The organism is Acinetobacter cumulans (genome assembly GCF_003024525.3).
GTDB lineage: Bacteria > Pseudomonadota > Gammaproteobacteria > Pseudomonadales > Moraxellaceae > Acinetobacter > Acinetobacter cumulans.
Map to the genome: position 1 here is coordinate 2,640,873 of NZ_CP035934.2, position 19,160 is coordinate 2,660,032.

General features: G+C 39.7%; 19 protein-coding genes. 4 read left to right on the forward strand and 15 right to left on the reverse strand.

The window, feature by feature from the left end; translation table 11 throughout:
* Positions 1-87: 87 nt before the first annotated feature.
* Complete coding sequence (locus C9E88_RS12445) at positions 88-978, forward strand: alpha/beta hydrolase family protein (protein ID WP_106985038.1); 891 nt, start codon at positions 88-90, stop codon at positions 976-978.
* An 89-nt stretch (positions 979-1,067) separates the two neighbouring features.
* On the opposite strand, the gene C9E88_RS12450 is transcribed toward C9E88_RS12445, so the two are convergent.
* Entirely contained in the window at positions 1,068-1,544 is a 477-nt protein-coding gene (locus C9E88_RS12450) for a hypothetical protein (protein WP_106985039.1), read from the reverse strand.
* Positions 1,545-1,815: 271 nt separating this feature from the next.
* Between C9E88_RS12450 and C9E88_RS12455 the strand changes: the two genes are divergently transcribed.
* On the forward strand, positions 1,816-2,262 hold the full coding sequence (locus C9E88_RS12455; protein ID WP_106985040.1) for a GNAT family N-acetyltransferase: 447 nt from the start codon (positions 1,816-1,818) through the stop codon (positions 2,260-2,262).
* A gap of 17 nt (positions 2,263-2,279) precedes the next feature.
* Here the strand turns inward: C9E88_RS12455 and C9E88_RS12460 are convergent, their stop codons facing one another.
* The 5 genes from C9E88_RS12460 to C9E88_RS12480 all read right to left on the reverse strand — a co-directional run bounded on the left by C9E88_RS12460 (position 2,280) and on the right by C9E88_RS12480 (position 7,167).
* Positions 2,280-4,145, reverse strand: coding sequence for a sensor domain-containing diguanylate cyclase (locus C9E88_RS12460; protein ID WP_227865796.1), 1,866 nt, complete (start codon positions 4,143-4,145; stop codon positions 2,280-2,282).
* 136 nt (positions 4,146-4,281) lie between these two features.
* Positions 4,282-4,620, reverse strand: a complete 339-nt coding sequence (locus tag C9E88_RS12465; RefSeq protein WP_106985042.1) for an FKBP-type peptidyl-prolyl cis-trans isomerase — start codon at positions 4,618-4,620, stop codon at positions 4,282-4,284.
* A 102-nt stretch (positions 4,621-4,722) separates the two neighbouring features.
* On the reverse strand, positions 4,723-5,346 hold the full coding sequence (locus C9E88_RS12470) for an MgtC/SapB family protein (protein WP_106985043.1): 624 nt from the start codon (positions 5,344-5,346) through the stop codon (positions 4,723-4,725).
* Positions 5,347-5,485: 139 nt separating this feature from the next.
* Positions 5,486-6,016, reverse strand: a complete 531-nt coding sequence (locus C9E88_RS12475; RefSeq protein WP_106985044.1) for a YaeQ family protein — start codon at positions 6,014-6,016, stop codon at positions 5,486-5,488.
* A gap of 140 nt (positions 6,017-6,156) precedes the next feature.
* The gene (locus tag C9E88_RS12480; protein WP_106985105.1) at positions 6,157-7,167 is read right to left on the reverse strand and encodes a CobW family GTP-binding protein; all 1,011 of its coding nucleotides are present in this window, start codon (positions 7,165-7,167) and stop codon (positions 6,157-6,159) included.
* Positions 7,168-7,703: 536 nt separating this feature from the next.
* On the opposite strand from C9E88_RS12480, the gene C9E88_RS12485 reads away from it, so the two are divergent.
* Together C9E88_RS12485 and C9E88_RS12490 are read left to right on the forward strand one after the other, a co-directional pair.
* On the forward strand, positions 7,704-7,919 hold the full coding sequence (locus tag C9E88_RS12485; RefSeq protein WP_106985045.1) for a hypothetical protein: 216 nt from the start codon (positions 7,704-7,706) through the stop codon (positions 7,917-7,919).
* A gap of 343 nt (positions 7,920-8,262) precedes the next feature.
* Positions 8,263-9,870, forward strand: a complete 1,608-nt coding sequence (locus tag C9E88_RS12490; RefSeq protein ID WP_106985046.1) for a bifunctional 3-(3-hydroxy-phenyl)propionate/3-hydroxycinnamic acid hydroxylase — start codon at positions 8,263-8,265, stop codon at positions 9,868-9,870.
* A 429-nt stretch (positions 9,871-10,299) separates the two neighbouring features.
* Here the strand turns inward: C9E88_RS12490 and C9E88_RS12495 are convergent, their stop codons facing one another.
* From C9E88_RS12495 to gltS, 9 genes are all read right to left on the reverse strand, one after another.
* Complete coding sequence (locus C9E88_RS12495; protein ID WP_106985047.1) at positions 10,300-11,199, reverse strand: LysR substrate-binding domain-containing protein; 900 nt, start codon at positions 11,197-11,199, stop codon at positions 10,300-10,302.
* Positions 11,200-11,202: 3 nt separating this feature from the next.
* Entirely contained in the window at positions 11,203-12,441 is a 1,239-nt protein-coding gene (locus C9E88_RS12500; protein WP_106985048.1) for an MFS transporter, read from the reverse strand.
* Positions 12,442-13,017 carry a TetR/AcrR family transcriptional regulator gene (locus C9E88_RS12505; protein WP_106985049.1) on the reverse strand — a complete coding sequence of 192 codons (576 nt, stop codon included), beginning with the start codon at positions 13,015-13,017 and terminating at the stop codon, positions 12,442-12,444.
* A 109-nt stretch (positions 13,018-13,126) separates the two neighbouring features.
* On the reverse strand, positions 13,127-13,297 hold the full coding sequence (locus C9E88_RS17555) for a hypothetical protein (protein ID WP_162368844.1): 171 nt from the start codon (positions 13,295-13,297) through the stop codon (positions 13,127-13,129).
* A 53-nt stretch (positions 13,298-13,350) separates the two neighbouring features.
* Entirely contained in the window at positions 13,351-13,872 is a 522-nt protein-coding gene (locus C9E88_RS12510) for an acyl-CoA thioesterase (protein WP_106985050.1), read from the reverse strand.
* Between the two features lie 298 nt (positions 13,873-14,170).
* Entirely contained in the window at positions 14,171-14,362 is a 192-nt protein-coding gene (locus C9E88_RS12515) for a hypothetical protein (RefSeq protein WP_106985051.1), read from the reverse strand.
* 340 nt (positions 14,363-14,702) lie between these two features.
* Complete coding sequence (locus C9E88_RS12520; protein ID WP_106985052.1) at positions 14,703-15,680, reverse strand: patatin-like phospholipase family protein; 978 nt, start codon at positions 15,678-15,680, stop codon at positions 14,703-14,705.
* A gap of 351 nt (positions 15,681-16,031) precedes the next feature.
* Positions 16,032-17,507, reverse strand: a complete 1,476-nt coding sequence (locus C9E88_RS12525; RefSeq protein WP_106985053.1) for an alanine/glycine:cation symporter family protein — start codon at positions 17,505-17,507, stop codon at positions 16,032-16,034.
* 69 nt (positions 17,508-17,576) lie between these two features.
* Positions 17,577-18,818 (reverse strand): sodium/glutamate symporter, encoded by a 1,242-nt coding sequence (gene gltS, locus C9E88_RS12530; protein ID WP_106985054.1) that lies wholly within the window; start codon positions 18,816-18,818, stop codon positions 17,577-17,579.
* Positions 18,819-19,160 lie beyond the last annotated feature (342 nt).

Below are 19,160 nucleotides of genomic sequence, written 5' to 3' on the forward strand. Positions count from 1 at the left end.
ATTTGACAATTCGAGCACACGAGTACAAAAATAGAACTTGAAAAGCCTATATGACCATTTAAAAACATAAAACGATAAGAGCCTTTTATGACCCAGCACACTCAGACCAATGAAGCGGTAAAACCTATTTATATCAGTACAGCAGATGGCTACAGTATTGCTGCACATTTATATACATGTAAACAGCCCAAGGCCAGTATTGTCGTGGCGAGTGCGACAGGTGTACCTCAAGGTTTTTATCGACGCTTTGCAACCCATGCCACAACACAGGGCTTTCAAGTACTCACCTTTGATTACCGTGGGATTGCGCAATCCGCACCTGCACAATTACAAAACTTTCGTATGTCTTATTTAGATTGGGGCCAACATGACTTAACTGCTGCAATCGATTATTTGGCACAGTCGGACTTACCCATTTATATGGTTGGACACTCTTATGGTGGACAAGCACTTGGACTCACCCGCAATCATGATCTAGTAAGAATGATGTACTGCTTTGGCACAGGCGCCGGCTGGCATGGTTATATGCCTTTCAAAACCAAAGTACAGGTGCAAGTAATTTGGAATATTATTTTCCCACCCTTTGTAGCTACACATGGTTATTTGCCATGGAGTAAATTTAATATGGGCGCTGATTTACCATTGGATGTTTATCGTCAATGGCGTCAGTGGTGCAAACACCCGAATTACTTTTTTGCAGATCCACAGCAACAACATTTGCATGCACAATATGCTCAAGTGAAAACCCCAATTTATGCAGTGGCAGCCTTAGATGATGACTGGGCCTTACCAGCATCACGACAAGCCTTTATGCAACACTATCGTCAGGCACCATTACATTATATCGATGTGCAAGCCAAAGATTTAGGCTTAAAAGCCATTGGTCACATGGGCTATTTCCGCCAAGGTGCAGAAAAGCTATGGGACGATATGCTCAATACATTTACTCAAGATCTATCTGTGCAAAAATCAGCTTAATGACGTGAGCATGCCGAACTCGTTTCAAAGGCCTTTGTACGTAGCACTGAGTACATGACATGAAAGATGATCTTTAGCCGAACTTGAGATCATTCTATGGGAGCTTTGGTAATTTCTCTTTTGTGCTCTGTTCCCAAACGGTCTACATGCGCATAAAACACACCATAGCGCCCCATATAATATTCCAAGGACTGCTCGTAAAAATTCCAGTAAATCGAGTATTCATCTAGATCTAAGGCACGAATTTGGGTTTTACAGGTCACAGGCATTTTGCGCAGAATCTCGGCCTGTAATGCTTTAGCTTCATCTAGAGTGCTCACTTCATAGTGCTGTTCACAAAACATGCTGGCAACATCATCAAACAATTGTTGCTCATATTCATCCACCACATGCGTAATGCTGTCGTTTTGTCCCGCGCTTTGTGCGCTAATATTGGCTAGTTTTTCTGGTGCTTGATAGCGCTTTAAACGCTCGACATAGCGTTGCTTTTTCACAATTTTCTTTATCACCATCCAAAGCACACTCAGGACAATAAGAACACAAATCCACAATAAAAAATTGAGCATTATTTTTCACCTGTAGAGCTACGCACTCATCTCATTATTATTCTTCTAGATGGCGCACGCAAATACCAACCATCCAGCCATATTCACACGCTGTGAAGTCACATATTCAAAACAAAGTCACCTTAAAAGCGCAACACAACTGTCATAAAACATAAAACTCAGGCACAAATGCTTCAGAAACGCATCACAATGCAACAGTTCTTGGCTTTTATGTTTAACCCTTTTCTTGTGAAATTAAAAATATTTTCAGATTGATCAATTAGAAAAAAATATGATACGCGAAGCAAGGATTGAAGATATACCGCATATATTAAAAATTATTCACGAAAGTATTCGCACCTGTATAGACGATCATCAACGTGATGAAAGTAGCATTCAGATTCTACTTGAAGAAATGAATCAAGCAAATTTAACCTTATGGATGCTCTATAACGACAGCTGGGTCTATGTAGATGAGTACCGCATTGCGGGCGTTATTATGGTGAATGATCAAGGAAACATTCTACTGAATTATGTTGCCCCTGAGATGCAACTTCGTGGCTTTGGCGAAGCCCTGTTACTCAAATTATTTGAAACTTGCCACACTAAAAATATTCCTCAATTGACCTTAGAAAGTACACAGACCGCATTGCCGTTTTACCAAAAATATGGCTTCGAACGCACTCAGCCTTCCAATAGTGATTCTATGTTATTGGTCAAACAAGTAAGCCCACTATAAATCTTTTAACATTAGACTCAAGCTTGATGTGGACTCACCTTCAGTTGGTCTCGCCCTGCTTGTTTTGCAGCATACAATTGAACATCGGCGGCTTTCATTAACTCATGAATATTTGCATAAGGGTGCTCACGGTTTTTATACGCCACCCCTATGCTTAATGTGACATAGTCTTTGCCATCACTACGGTTAAGGTGTTCAAATTGTTGCTGACGGACTGCATCCAAAACTTGGAGTAAATATTGCTCTGCCACGGGAATTGGCACGTTATGCATCACAATTGCAAACTCTTCACCACCGTAACGTGCCAAAAATGCTGTTTCAGGCAAACTTTGCTTCAGAACTTTCACAAGGCTCTGTAAAATCACATCACCCTTAAGATGCCCATAATAGTCATTATAATTTTTGAAATAATCGACATCTAACATGGCAAAAATCAGGGTTTTGTCTGAATAAGTTGGCGTTTGATCAAATAGCTGTTGTATCTCATGATTTAACGCATAGCGGTTAAAAGCACCTGTTAATGCATCAGTTTTCACTTGTAATTCTAGCTTTGCATTTAAGTTATGCAACTCTTCAGTACGACTTTTCACTTTTTGATCGAGTGAACTGTTTAACTCACGTAAGCGGGTATTTAATTGCTCTGTATGATAAGTATAAAACGCATAATTTCTCGATTGCTGAAACATAATTAATAAAGCATACAAACTGGTCGCCACAAAAGATAAGTACACCGAATCAATCACATTGGCCATGAGCAAGAAGTCATTTAAAAATGCACTACATAAGAAAATAACAGCCCACAGATTCCACACAGAATAGCTCTCTTTAAACTTCAGCGTCTGTGAAAATCCATAGATAAGATTAATAATTACCGGCAAACAAAAAATCGCACAATACATACCAAGCTGACTAAATTGCTCTGGCTCAAGTACACATACCGCGCCCATATTTATACTGAGAAGAACAACTGACATTCCATAAATATAACGGTGTAAATATTTACGCTTCAGCATATAGATATAGCTGAGAAAAAATAAAATCGCGATGTAGCTAAATAAATATTCTAGGCGTGCCCCTAGTTTCCAATCTATTGTGGTAAAAGCGGTATAAGCATAGGGCGCTGTAAAAAGATTATGTAAGGCCAAAAATAAAATAAACAGACCGAAAACAAACTCTTTTTGGCTTTCACGTACCATTGGGCCACGAAACAATGAAAATAATAATGTAAATAAACTCACACCGAGCACTGCACCACATACAGCCGCTATACTCATTTGTTGTTGTTGAAACTGCCGATTAATATTGCGGGCTAAGCCAATTCGCAGTGGATTTTCTAAGCCCCCATGTAATTCAGATGTATTAGCGACCTGAATACTGAGCGTAAAATACGCATCATTCGCTACGAAATATGCAATTTTAGGCGCTTTTTCAACTTCAATTTTAGCCAAATCTGCATTCACTTCACCTGCACGAACCAGCAAGTCGCCATTTAAAAAAACCTTATAAGCGCCATATTGATGAGGAATTTTAATCGCAACACGGCGCCCTACAGCATGTTGAGGTAAGCGAAAATGCGCAATATAAGTGCCATAACCACGGTTAGAACCTAAGCCTTTTTCCAAGGCACTAGGAAGCGTTATAGGTTCTGCCCTCAGTACGGTATTGGGGTCACGTAATAAATGATTTGGATAAAATAACCAGTCACCACCTAAGGCAATGGTATTGTCAGTATTAAAATTAAGCGTGTGGACCTGGTGCTTTGAATAATAAGACTCAGGCTCTGGTTCATACTGTGCAAACGCCACAGTCGATAGACACGCCAGCAACCAACCTAAAAATAACCAGGTTTTTAATTTGCACAGAAACTTTACAGCTATCGACACTAGTTTGAGCATCCAATTTATTTAGATATTTTGCACATCAAACTTAATGTACGTTTAAATTACTGAATCGACAAATATTTTTTAATTTTAGTGATAAACAGCAATTGCTGTTTATCACGATGTTCACTTTTCGCTATTAATCACGTGTTTTCACGTCAAACAATTCAATTTCAAAAATTAAGTTTGAATTCGCAGGAATAATTTTGCCCATTTTGCGCTCACCATAAGCCAAATGCGCAGGTACCAAAAGTTTACGTTTACCGCCCACTTTCATACCCATAATCCCTTGATCCCAACCTTTAATCACACGGCCAGTCCCAATGACAGTTTCAAAATAATTACCGCGGTCAATTGAAGAGTCAAACTTAGTACCATCTTCTAACCAGCCTGTATAATGCGTAGTAATTAACGCACCTTTTACAGCCTCTTTACCTTCACCAATTTTTAAATCAATAATTTCAAGTTCGTTTGACATGATTTTGCCTAATTACAGATATAACAAGATAAGGACATTATAACAGCTCATCAACGCGATATTGTCAAAGCGCGAATATGTCCTCATGTTGCGTCACTATCTTTAAAAACTTAACTCTAAAATATCGCGATCATCTAACAAATAATCGGTTAACTGCCGATGGTGCTGTGCAGAACCAATGAGCACCCATCTGCCCACAATTTTCTGTTCACTTTTATATTGTTCGTTACGAATCACTTGCATGCCATAGTGCTTAAATAGCTCTTCATATTTATCTAAGGTTTCTTGCTGATACATGCATACAATGCGGTATTTACGTGCCTGATGGCGCTGCTCTATCCACTCTTGTACATACATGAGTAACACCAGCACCACCAATACCACAAAAGTGGCAAATAAACTCAGCACCACATAACCTGCACCAACGGCCATTCCGAGCGCTGCGGTCATCCAAATGGTGGTGGCTGTTGTAATCCCTGAAATTCGGTTGTCATCTTTAAAAATCACCCCTGCGCCCAAAAAACCTAAGCCCGTTAAAATATTAGCGGCTAAACGATCTGGATTTTCTACCCCAATTTTCAGCGACAGCATAGTTAATAAGCATGCACTGAGGCTCACCATAATCATGGTTCTTAAGCCTGCGGATTTACTTCGATATTCGCGTTCTGCGCCAATGACTGCACCAATAGCAAGTGCAATCAGCAAATGATAAATCTCATTTGGCATGCTGTGGCCTATTGTTGTTTTAACTCTCTTTGGTATACCCAAAAACAAAAGAAAGATGCAAGCCTAAACCGCATCTTTCTTCATGTGATTGGCCCTATTTGGAAACAAGTTGGCCGTATCAATAGGGTCAAAACCCAGCTTATTTTAATTGTTCCCACTCAATTACAGCTTGTGCTGAATCGCCAATTAAAGTCCATTCACCATCCATCACGTTCAGCTGTAACTGCATTGTACGTTCACAAAGCGCTTGAATTGCGTCTGTGGTTGCCGTTGAAAGTTGCCATACTTCAAGGTTTTTAAGTGTTTTTAGCTTGCTATTACGCTTAAACCACTCATCCACCGAATTACCATAAGCCACAACCGCGACTTGTTGGCAACGTGCACAAGCTTTTTTCACTTTGTCTTCGTCTGGCAAGCCGACTTCAATCCACTTGATCAGCTGACCCGTGAGATCTTTTTCCCATAGCGCAGGTTCATCCGTTTCAAAGAGATCTTTGGTAAACTCTAAAGCTTCATCGGCATAACGTGCATAGGCCAAAATACGAACCATAAGACGTTCAATGGTTTCAGACGGATGCAGTGCCATGGTCAATTGAAAGTCACCATATTGGTGTACATCCATATTGGCTATGTTCAAGTCTGCCTTATAAATCGTAGCTTTAAGCGCCATACATTAAGTCCTCAAATTTGGCGCTTAGCATACTCGATTTCACCCATCGAATGTGGCTTTGCTGATGATTAAACATCGCTTAAGGCTCATGATTGCCCCTGATTCGGCACAGGTTTAGCACGCGATTACTCACGAGCTGACTACTCTGCCTCTACAATACGACATTGCATTAAAGCATTTTCAAAAGCTAACCAATCACGCGCTTCGGTGGTGGGGTAAATAATCTCAATTCGATTATCAATGCCTTCTTCAACCGACTGATAATTAAATTGTGCAGGATTGAAGTTAAAGCTTTTCCAGCCTTCATCCGTAGCAAATATTCCTTTAATCCGCAGCCAATCTTGTTGTTCACACAAAAGGTCCAGCAAGTCCATAAAATGAAAATGCCAACCTTTAGGAAGCTTCCAACCTGCCACACTATAGTCAGCTCTCGTTTCTACATAGTGATAAGGCAATTGTTTAATCACTTGTTGAGCCAATTCAGGTTGCTGTTGTATGCGTTGCAATAAAGGCTGCATTTTTCGTGTACTGGCGGTGTAAGCTAAATCGATCTGTGCAAGTGCTACTTGACCCTGCGGTGCATCCAACCATAGTTGTTGGTAAGGTTGATATTCCTGTTTTAAAAGATCCAAAGCTTGCTGGTCAGCATCCGTCATCTGGTCAACATGAGATAAAGCAACGATTTGCGCTGCTTTTAATTGATCTGCATATAAATTTTGCGTGCTCCACTCACGATCATGCAACCGAGAGGCATCTACCACTGTTACCAAAGCACGCATATTGAGATGACTTTGCCAATGCGGTTCAGTCAATTGCTCCAAAAGCTGTGCAGGATGGCCTAAACCTGTGGGTTCTATAAATAAACGGTCTGGTTTGTTTTCGCTTAATAAGCGCGATAAAGCAATTTGCATAGGCATTTGGCTACTACAACACAAACAGCCCCCTAATAGCTCTTTGACTGCATAGCCCTGATCTTGTGGAAGCAAGGCCTGATCTACCCCAATTTGGCCAAATTCATTCATGAGCACTGCCCACACTTCACCATCGGGCTTTTGGCTCAATACATGCTTAAGTAAAGTGGTTTTTCCTGCGCCCAAAAAACCAGAAATAATATGGACAGGAATCACTTTTGGCGTTGCGATAATTTTCAAAACTTCACCCAAGTCAGGTTTGCATCAAGACCTACTGCTTATAACGGCTTAGACTTGAGCTTGCAAGTGAAAAGCTTTGATCTCGCCTATCTCATCAACCAGAACCGAAGGTGAATACTAAAACGAATAAACCATGAGACAGCTCAATGCCACACCACACAAGAAAAAAATAAATGTGAAGTACTTATCATTATGTGCCGAAATTCTGTTTTTTCGAAACATCATCTTACACTTGATTATGTGAATATTCTCATAAAACAAGCACTTTGACTGTTTGATGTAACCCAACTGTGAAGATAAATCGTCATTTCATGGCACATCAGAACATGAATAATTTACATTTGATTATTTTCTAGGCGCCATACCAACAATTCCCCTACAAAGCGTATGGATATGTGACAAAAAGTAATCTCTAAACGTAACTTTTGTGAGTTGCATTGATCATCCTTAATTCAACTTTTAGCATGTCCTACATCCAAACGGATGGTGATGCATTGGTTTGAGAAAGATCAAATTAAATTTAAGGATGCCCTATCATGAAATTATCTCAAGTATTATTAGCTTCGCTTTTATCTGCAACAGCATTAACAACTTTTGCTGCAACAGAAGAACAAGCAACTCAACCTCAAACTGACAAAGTCGTTGTAAGCACACAAGAACAGCCTGCAACAACTGACACAACAACGACTGCAGCAGATGCATCTGCACCAGCATCTGAAGCTTCTGCAGAAACAGCTCCAGCAGCACAATAATTCTTTTTACTCCAGAAGAAGTTTTATTGCCATAAAGTTGATTGGGTTGAGGGACTGCTGAATCATCAACTCTATTCAACTTTAAAAGCGGAATAACCTTTACAGTTATTCCGCTTTTTTTGATCAAAAATGCCTATCAACCATAGAAAAAATGAATAGATAAATTAGCTAAATCTATACCATAAATTTAATTATATTATTTTATATCAAATACTTAAAAAAAAGACCCAATTGAATAAGGCATGAATAGCATACATAGTCTCTACTTATGCATAGCTTGTTTAGACCAAACACTTAGACCTTAATAGAGCTCAACGGATGTCAAATGATTGGATCTTTGCACATGAGCAATAAAGCAAATTACACTACTGAAGTCGCTGTTTTGGGTGCAGGCCCAGTCGGCTTAACGATTGCAAACTACTTGAGCAAACAAGGTGTTCAAGTCACTGTAGTTGAGCAACTCGACAGTCTAATTGATTACCCACGTGCAATTGGTATTGATGATGAATCTTTACGTACCATTCAGTCATTGGGCTTAGTTGACCAAGTACTGCCTCATACCACACCAAATCACGCAATGCGCTTCTTAACGCCTAAAGGTCGTTGCTTTGCTGATATTCAGCCATTAACACGTGAATTTGGTTTCTCTCGTCGTAACGCATTCATTCAGCCACAAGTGGATAATGTTTTACTACAAGGTTTAAAACAATACAAAACCACTGAAGTTCGCTTTGCCCGTCATTTAACACACTTTAGCCAAAATGCTGATGGTGTGACTTTAAATGTGAAGAATAAAGACGGCGCTGAAGAAGTGATCACTGCAAAATATCTTATTGCATGTGATGGCGGTAACTCCATTGTACGTCGTACTTTAGGTGTTCCTTTTGAAGGTGAAACTGCACCAAACCAATGGATCGTTATTGATATTGAAAACGACCCATTAGCAACACCACATATTTATCTATGCTGTGACCCTGTTCGTCCATACGTATCGGCTGCATTACCACACGGTATCCGTCGTTTCGAGTTCATGGTGATGCCAGGTGAAACTCAAGAAGAATTAAGCAAACCAGAAAATATTGCAAAATTATTGTCTAAAGTATTGCCAAATACAGATGGTATTGAAGTCATTCGTCAACGTGTTTATACACACAATGCACGTATTGCGGATAAATTCCGTGTAGACCGTATTTTACTTGCGGGTGATGCTGCGCACATCATGCCAGTATGGCAAGGTCAAGGTTATAACAGCGGTATGCGTGATGCCTTCAACTTGGCTTGGAAAGTCGCATTGGTTGTGAAAGGTAATGCAGGTCCTGAATTACTAGACACCTACCAAGTAGAACGTAAAGACCATGCAAAAGCGATGATCGACCTATCTGTTATGGCGGGTCATGTACTTGCGCCACCTAAAAAATGGCAAGGTTTTGTACGTGATGGTATTGCTTATGCATTAAATTACATCAAGCCAATCAAACAGTACTTACTCGAAATGCGTTTCAAACCAATGCCTAAATACAATGACGGTGCTTTGGTAACCAATAACAGTAAAGACAGCCCTGTAGGCAAAATGTTTATTCAACCACACGTAAAACTTGAAAATGGTGAAACCATTTTACTAGATGAAGTGATTGGTAATGATTTCGCGGTGATTGCTTGGGGTGTTGATCCTCAATGGGGTCTGTCAGAAGCAAATATGAAACAATGGCAAAAACTGGGTGTTAAATTTATCCAAGTGATTCCAGCGGTTCAATTGGGCAATGAAAACCGTAAGAAATTTGAAGGTGTGATTACGATCGGTGATATCGGTACAGATATTCGCACATGGTTCGGTAAAACTTCAGACTCTATCGTGATTTTACGTCCTGACCGTTTTGTGGCTGCCTTGGCTATTCCACAAAGCATGAATGCCGTGAGCGAACAATTATTCGCTAAGTTGCATGCAAAATAATGCACGACATTGCTGATCCCCTTTTTTAGGGGATCACAGATAAAAAGGCCACGCTAATGCGTGGCCTTTTTTATGCATTCGCAAAAATTGCTCTTAGCAATCTCAGGTAGCTCGAGTTCTGCTCGTGAGTCTTTTTAATTCATAACAGTAATTCAAGACGTGAATACTTCTATATTTTTATAGATATGCATATCAGCCACAGCAAAGTTATCTGCAAATTTTGCTGAATCGCACAATTAAAATTATACAGTGCGTTTCGCCTAAAAATTAGCCATTAGGATAGAACGAAAAACCATTTTCTAAACTTGTTCTCTGGCCATGTTTTGCTATCACAGTAATTTTCTCGCCTCGCCATAAATTGAATTAAGAGAATCGTTGTACAAAAAAGCCAGTCTAGAGACTGGCTTTAAAATAAACATCACTGCATGCTTAAAGCGGTGAGAAATCCATATAGAACTGTTCTCTTAACACCTTCAAAATCAGTTCAATCGCCTCATTGCGTTTCTCTTTATGATAACTCGCATAAAGCCCAATCATGGGCAAAGGTTCTATCGTACTTTTCACCACAATTTTATCGCCCAATAAAGGGATCACATAAGAAGGGACTAAACTCCAACCCACCCCCATGCCGACTAAATTGACATTGAGCAAAATATTGGTCGAATATTGAACCACATTGACATCCAATTTCGATTGCTTAAAGAAACCTTGAATAATGCGATATAACTCAGGAGATGAGTGCTCATCACTCACAATAAAATCTTGCTGATTAAACGTTTTAATACTGATGTGTCGTTGCTGCGCAGCGCTACAGTCTTTGGGCATAATAAGTGCCAACGGTTCAGTAAAAACTTGAATGGTTTCTATATCTGCCAAGTCTGCAGGGTATCGCGTAAAAGCAATATCAATTTCGCCACGCTGTAAGGCCTTGAGCTGATCACTGTCGGTTAAGCTATGAAAGTGGATTTTAAGCTCAGGAAACTTCGCACGAATATTTGGCATGATATACGGAAAAACTTTCATTTCCGCCACAGGTACAAAACCAATATTTAACTGTTCTTTGTTTAACTGTGCAATTTGACGAGCATCAATCACCGCTTTTTCTGCATGTTCTAAACTTAAACGTGCCTCTTTTAAAAAAGCCTTACCTTCTTCCGTCAGCTCCACTTTACGGTTTGAGCGTATTAATAACTGCACACCCACTTCATGCTCTAAGTCTTTAATTTGCTGGCTTAACGAAGGTTGCACTGTACACATGCGCTGTGCTGCTTTGGTAAAATTGAGCTCTTCAGCCACAGCTACAAAATAACGTAAATGACGCAATTCCACATTTTACCCCTTGTTGGATGTTTGAGCTTGTACACTTGCTGGAACTGCCGATACACGATAAATCAGTAAGGTAAACAGCACCATCAAAGCACAAAATAAATAGGTAAATTGATAATCAAATTTGGCAATCAGGAAGCCCATAATCACCGAGCCTACTGCCAATCCAATGTCGAATAAAGCAAAAAATGTTGAAATTGCATGCCCCATTCGTTGCTTTGACACAGCCTGAATAGCCATCGTTTGCATGCATGGAAACAATGATCCATATCCCACACCAATAAATACCGCAGATAGCCATAAAATCCACTGGTTTTGCATAAAGCTCACAATGACCAGACCAATAAAAAAGGCAATAAACGATGGATAAATAACTGAGCTTGGTCCTTTCTGATCATAGCGCTTGCCCACCCAAGGGCGCACAGTAATCATAGAGACGGCAAAAACAATGAAAAATAAACTGGCATAGGCCAACAGTTTTTTGCTGTCTGCAAATGCTGTAATAAAGCTGGTAATGCTGGAATATGAAAATGCCACCAGCATGGCCACCAAGCTAATTGGTAAAACTTTGGTTTCCACAATATCGTGTAAAGCAATGCCTTTGCGTGGCTGTTGCGCAGCTACTTCAGCTGAACTGCTATTCACCGTTTTTACTGTCGGGTTTTCTTCTACTTTAAGCGTTAAGCAAAATGCATAACCAATAAAAGTGACGCCTGTAAGTAATGCAAATAACACCGTAAAACTAGAAAACTGAATAATACTGAGCGCGAGTAAAGGGCCAAATACCGCACCTAAATTGGTCGACATCACAAAATAGCCCATACCCTCACCTTTACGGCGATCGGGTATAAAGTCATTCACTACAGGGACATTGACCGTGGTCAAAATACTGAACCAAAAACCATGTAAAAAACGAACCAGCAATAAGCTCCATAAACTATCAATGAGCAAATAACTAAAGGTAAAAAGAACAAACAATAAGCCTGCATAACGCAGTGATGGTTTTTTCCCCCACTTTTGCACAATTAAGCCTGAAAATGGCCGAATCGCAATGGAAGAAAGCAAAAATAGCGTGAGGGCTAAACCCGCCTCTTTTACACTGCCTCCCAAATCTTGCATGATGTAAATAGGCAAAACCGTGAGCGTGGCGAAATAATAAATAAACAGAAATAAGTTATTGCATAGGCACAAAATAAAAGAGCGATTCCATAAATGCTCTGGTGTCACCTGTATATCTTGAGCCATTTATGCGCCACCCTGCTCAGCCAATAACATTGGTGCCAGTGCAACCTGAATAATCTTTTCAATATAAGGCTGATCAGGTACGGCATTGAAAAAAATAATTTGATAATGAATTGCACCGTACAACATATCGAGCATCGACTCGAAATCATAATCAGCACAAATCTCTTGACGTGCTATAGCCAACTGAATCAATTTTCGTGTTTGCTCACGACGGGGTAATAAATACTGCTTAAAAAAGTCACCCGCAGCTTCGCGATGCTCAGCCATCACCACCAACAATGCACGACCGACCTGATGATTCAGTGCAATAGATAATTTCAAAAGCTGTTGTGTTAAGTTGTATTGCACTGTTTGGCTAAAGTCCAAATCAAAGACTGACTCAGTATTTTCTTTGAAAGCATCAAAAACCAAATCAGACTTATGATTCCACCAGCGGTAAATCGTCGACTTCCCTACACCCGCACGTGCTGCAATATCTTCAATACTGAGCTTACTGTAGTCGACATCGAGTAAAGCTTCATTCACTGCTTTAAGTATGCATTGCTTACGTCTTGATGTTTTTTCTGCATCATTCATAACACGCTTATCCGGTATGCATCACATCGCACTTTCAATGTATGAGTGCTATGCAATCAAGCTAATTTCTACAATATATTTTCAGAATATCGAAACGATACGTATCGTTTTATTTTAAGCTTAATTGACTGCATGTACTACTGCTAATCGACCAATCTGGCTTAAACTTTAGTGGAATACTCGGATTATATTGAGATTCAGTAAACACCATAGCCAAGTACGAAAATTCTTGGCCTGTATTCGCTTTCAATGCCTGTTGAATCCCGCACAGCACAATCATCAGCGCATAAAAAAGGCCACCGAAGCGACCTTTTATTTTTAAAAACCTTGCATTTAGTTGTGCATCGATTTTTTGTAAATACTACAAGATGGATGATGGTTTTCTTGTAAACGTGCAATTTTACGTTGCTCAGCCGCTTCAAAACGACAACGTTTCCAGTCATTGTCTAAGTTTAATTGTGGAATTGGCTTAGGTTTACCATTTTCATCCACAGCAACCATGGTGAAATAGCAACTATTGGTATGGCGCACAGTACGTTTTTGAATATTTTGAGCTTCAACACGGATACCAATTTCCATGGAAGTACGTCCCACATGATTCACGCAAGCCAAGAAAGTCACCAATTCACCCACATGGATCGGCTCTTTAAAATTCACTTTATCTACGGATAAAGTCACTACATAACTACCTGAAAAACGGCTCGCACAAGCGTATGCAACTTGATCCAGTAACTTCAGAATTGTACCGCCATGAACATTACCGGAAAAATTCGCCATATCTGGCGTCATTAGTACCGACATTGTTAATTCGGATTGGTCATCTGATGCTGGAGCAATTTGATCTAATGGGGACATCGCGTTTCTCTAGACTCGTGATAGAACAAAGATTATTGAGATTATTATAACTTTTTTAAGCCAAATAAAATGTTCAAATCGGCAAAAAACCATCATTATTATTTATAGTGATTCAACCATCATTCAAGAAAATATATATCAAGAGGTATAAATCACTATAGATCAATAATATGCAGGGTGCAGGGAAATTTATGATTCGGTTGAGGCACATCTACCATGACTTAAAGCCATCTATTTAAAGTTTCAATCTGTATATATTACTGCCCCTAAGGTGTTATGCGGACCCCATAAAATGGTTTTATGACTGTGTGCCTGTCGTTAAAGTACTTTTTAACATTTCCGCTGAAACGTTGTCATAGGTTAATGTAGATCCGTTTCCTTCAGGTGACTCAATCACATAAGAGCCATCAATCTTGAGCTGAACCACCACGAAAATATAATTTGGCATAGAGGCCAAAGTTACGCGGTCACCAATTTGAAATTTTTGCATACAGCACTCTTTTTTCTGGACTCAGTTTTATTGATTTAAAGTATTAAACTTTGGATTTTAGTCTAGAGAATTTCAATACACTGGTAAACTTAAATATGTGAATATATAGGTTAAATATATAAATTGTCTTATTCATAATCTTTTACAGATTAATCAAAAATAATAAATACAATTCAATGCTTTAATCAAATATATTCTGCTTTTATTAAATATTTTGAACTAAAAAAGTTGCAGACTATAAACTTCAGTTGAATATGATTTTTTGCACTATAAAAAAAGAGCAGGTATATACCTACTCTTTTTTAATAAATTAACCCAGTTGACTTATATAGATTAGGCCTTACTGCTGAACTGTATATTGAATATTTTGATTCAGCGGATAGTGGTGTTTAGCATAAGCCAATGAAATCTCATTAAGCTTTTCGTCTGCTGCTTCCACCCCAGCCTGCATAGTCGCTTCACGGCCTTTCACATCAAAAATATGTGCCTTTTCACGTAAGTCTGGCTGAATCACAACATCTGCGCGTTTCATTTCTTCTTTGGCTAAATAAAACTGCATGATGTTAATGTTTTGGTTAAACAAGCCCCATACATTACTGGTTTCAGTATGAATAGGCTTCGCCAAAATATCGACAGCAATAATAATATCAGCGCCTAGTTCGCGTGCAGTGTCCACAGGCACTGGACTCACCAAACCGCCATCAACGTATTCTTGCTTTTGAATTACTGCAGGAATGAACATACTCGGTATTGATACGGATGCGCGTACAGCTTGTCCTGTATTTCCTGCATTAAACACCACTTTATGTCCTTCTTGCAGTTCGGTTGCCACCACATACATTGGGATTTTGAGCTTTTCTAAAGGGACATGATCGACTTGCGTATTGACATAGTCTTCTACTTTTTTGCCATCCAATACGCCTTTTTTATCTAAACGAATCTCGCGAACATCTGCAGGCTTCATATTCAATGCAATGTCACGTAGTTCATCTGCAGACTTCCCAGAGGCATAGATTGAACCCACAATACTGCCTGCACTGGTACCAACAATAAAATCTGGACGTATGCCGTGTTGTTCTAACACTTGAATAACACCAATATGGGCGTAGCCACGTGCACCACCACTACCCAAGACCAATGCGACGATTGGACGCTTGTTTTGCTGTTTTAATTTTTTAAAATCGACCTGATTCGGTACCACATGGGCTTCCGCAATTTCACCTGAACCCTGTGTGCTCTTTGAGCTCGATATTAAGGCCTGATCTGTTGCTTTTGTGGCTTGTGCACCAATACTCTGACAACCCACAACGCCAGTCATCAGACACGTTATTAAAACTGTGTTTATATTCACGACACTTGATCCAACATATTATTCGTTTTATAAAGACGCCTAGTCTAGAACGATCCCTAAATTTGCACTGTTATGAAACGTTAAGACTCTATTACAAAAAGTATAAGTCACTCTGTGCTTTAAATCATGGAGAAACCATAGAGAATGATGACAAGTGGGTCAGTTATTTTAATGTCTTGACCATCTTGCATCATGATAAAATTTTAATCATCGGCATCGCTATGTATACATGTTCTGCATGATGTAGCTCCCATATAAAAAGCCCCCAATTGAATTAGGGCTTTTTACATGCTGAAATTGCTTCCGCAGAGATGCAATTTACCAGATATCAGAGTCTACTTTGTCTTTAAATTTTGGATGATCATCTAATTTAAACACTGGCTCTTTTACTCCTTTCTTGAGTTGTGATGAATAGTCTTTCATCAGCATCAATAAGAATGGTGTTAACAATAGAATTGCAAATAAGTTAATACTTGCCATCACACCCATAAACAAATCTGCAAGGTTCCAAATCACAGGTACACTCATAATTGAACCGATATAGACCATCACCAGCACAATCACACGGAAACTAAACATCACACGGCGGTTATTGTTAATAAACTGTACATTACCTTCTGCATAAGCATAGTTACCAATCACAGATGAGAACGCAAACATAAACAAAATAATCGCTAGGAAGTCATCGCCCCATGAACCAATTTGGCTTTCTAAGGCCATTTGCGTCAATGTCACCCCTTCAAAGCCAGCGTTTTCATATAAGCCTGATGCTAAAATAATAATCGCCGTACAGGTACACACCACAAAGGTATCAACAAATACGCCTAACATTTGGATCAAACCCTGATTCACAGGATGTTTCACATCAGAGGCTGCTGCTGCATTGGGTGCAGACCCCATGCCTGCTTCATTTGAAAACAAACCGCGCTTGATACCCATCATCATGGCCATAGAGACCATAGCACCAAAGAAACCACCCGCAGCGGCATCAAACTCAAAAGCTTTACTAAAAACGAGCTGGAAGATTGACGGTAAAATATCGTAGTTAATCACGGCAATATATAGGGCCACGATTAAATACAGTATCGCCATTACAGGTACAAAGGTTTCAGCAACTTTGGCAATACGCTTAATACCACCAAAAATAAGCACACCCGTGAGTACAACTAGACAAATTCCCACCCATGAAACTACAAAATCAAAGCCACCGAGGTTTAAAACAAGGTTAGCTTTGTCCCATCCCCAAGCATGTGCAGTTGCACCCGTAATAGCATTGGCTTGCACCGCATTAAATACAAAGCCATAGGTCGAAATAAGGGTTATGGCAAACACAATCCCTAACCATTTTTGTTTTAAGCCTTGGCTAATGTAATATGCTGGCCCACCGCGAAACTGTTTATTTTGGCTATCACGTACCTTAAAAAGTTGCGCAAGTGAGGACTCTACAAAAGCAGAACTCATGCCTAAAAATGCGGTTAACCACATCCAAAATACGGCGCCAGGACCACCAATTGCAATGGCAATGGCAACACCTGCAACATTACCCACACCCACACGGCTAGCAAGGCCAGTTACAAATGCCTGAAAGGGGGTAATGCCATGTTGGTCATCACCTGCCTTACGGCTGCCCTTCATGACTTTAATACTATGTACAAATAATCGAACTTGTACTGCACCTGTTGCCACAGTATAAAAAATACCTACTGCAACTAAAAACACCACCAAAAAATCCCACAATGGGGTGTTTAAGGTATTAATCCACTTCAACAAGCTATCGTTAAGTTGATCGTTCATTCTGAATATCCCAAATTTTAAGCGACTCTATAAAGAAAAAAGCCTACATAGAGGCTTTTTTCCTATCTCTTAGACAAAGAATTTAAGAATCAACTGAATGACTGTCGCATTAATCAAGTCTACGAAAAATGCACCACACAGTGGAACAATTAAAAAGGCTTTATGCGAAGGTCCATACATATTGGTAATGGCTTGCATGTTGGCAACAGCAGTTGGTGTTGCACCCATACCAAATCCACAATGACCCGCAGCCAATACAGCAGCATCATAGTTTTTGCCCATCACACGGAAAGTAATGAAGGCTGCATACAAGGCCATTGTTAAAGTTTGCGCGCCCAAAATTACAACAAGTGGACCTGCAAGGTCGGCCAATTGCCAAAGTTTTAAAGATAAAAGCGCCATCGCCAAATACAAAGACAATGAAGCATTTCCAAAAACATCAATAGCACGGTCGAAGATCTGAATTTTAAAAATACCTTCGAGCACATTACGCAGAATAACACCACCTGCTAGTGCCCAAACAAAGGTCGGTAATTCAAAGAATGTACCCTTGCTATAAGTCGTCATAAATTCAGCAAAGGCCAAACATGCAGCAAAAAGCCCTAACGTTGTAATCGCATTATCTGCAGTAATTAAACGAACACGATGTGGATATTCAAATGGAACATATTCTGTCGAATTTATATCAGTCAGTGGTGTTTCATCGCTTTGCGCAATTTGCTCTTGAGTACGCGGTGCTGAAATATTGTGACGGTTAATCAGTAACTTGGCTAAAGGACCACCAATAATACCACCAATAATCAAACCAAAGGTCGCACTCGCCATACCTAAGGCCAATGCACCTTGAATACCATGTTGGGTTTCAAGGATTTCGCCCCAAGCACCTGCTGTACCATGTCCGCCCGTTAAGGTAATTGAACCCGCAATTAAACCAATTAAAGGATCTAGACCTAGGAGAGTTGCTAAACTCATCCCTACTGCGTTTTGCACGACAATAAAAGTAGATATAGCAATCAAGAAGATCACCAGACCAATACCACCTTCTCTTAATTTTGCAAAGTTCGCACTTAAGCCAATAGAAGCAAAGAAGATCAGCATGAAACTGGTTTGTAGTTGTGCACTTGTGGAAATACTAAATCCCCATAGACTGTGCACAACAAGAGAGAGAATGGCAGCGACTAAACCACCTGCAACAGGTTCTGGAATATTATAGCGCTTAAGAAAATCGATTTTATTCACTAAAAAGCGACCGAGCAATAGCACAATCACAGCCGCAATCAAGGTATAAAATGCGTTAAATGTTAATTCCATCATCATTATCCTTAAGGTGCACTTAGTTGTTGTTATATGATTAATAAGCCATTGAATTAGACTAGACTTCAAGCTCATTTTAGTAACTTAAAGTACAGCGTATCCAAAAGCTTGAGTCATACAAACTTCGTGCATTCTTGAGTTAGACTTCCCATTCACAGCCACTGATTTAAAGCCCGCTGGAATGATCGCAATGCCCACAAAATGAAATTAGGGCACAAATTATGGAGTTGGCTTATTTAAAGCACAGATTCCATTTCATATTGATGCAGAAATATCACTGCCAAAAGTTCAATATGAAGAAAAGTTGGACATTATGCAGTTTTTTGAAACAATTGCTTC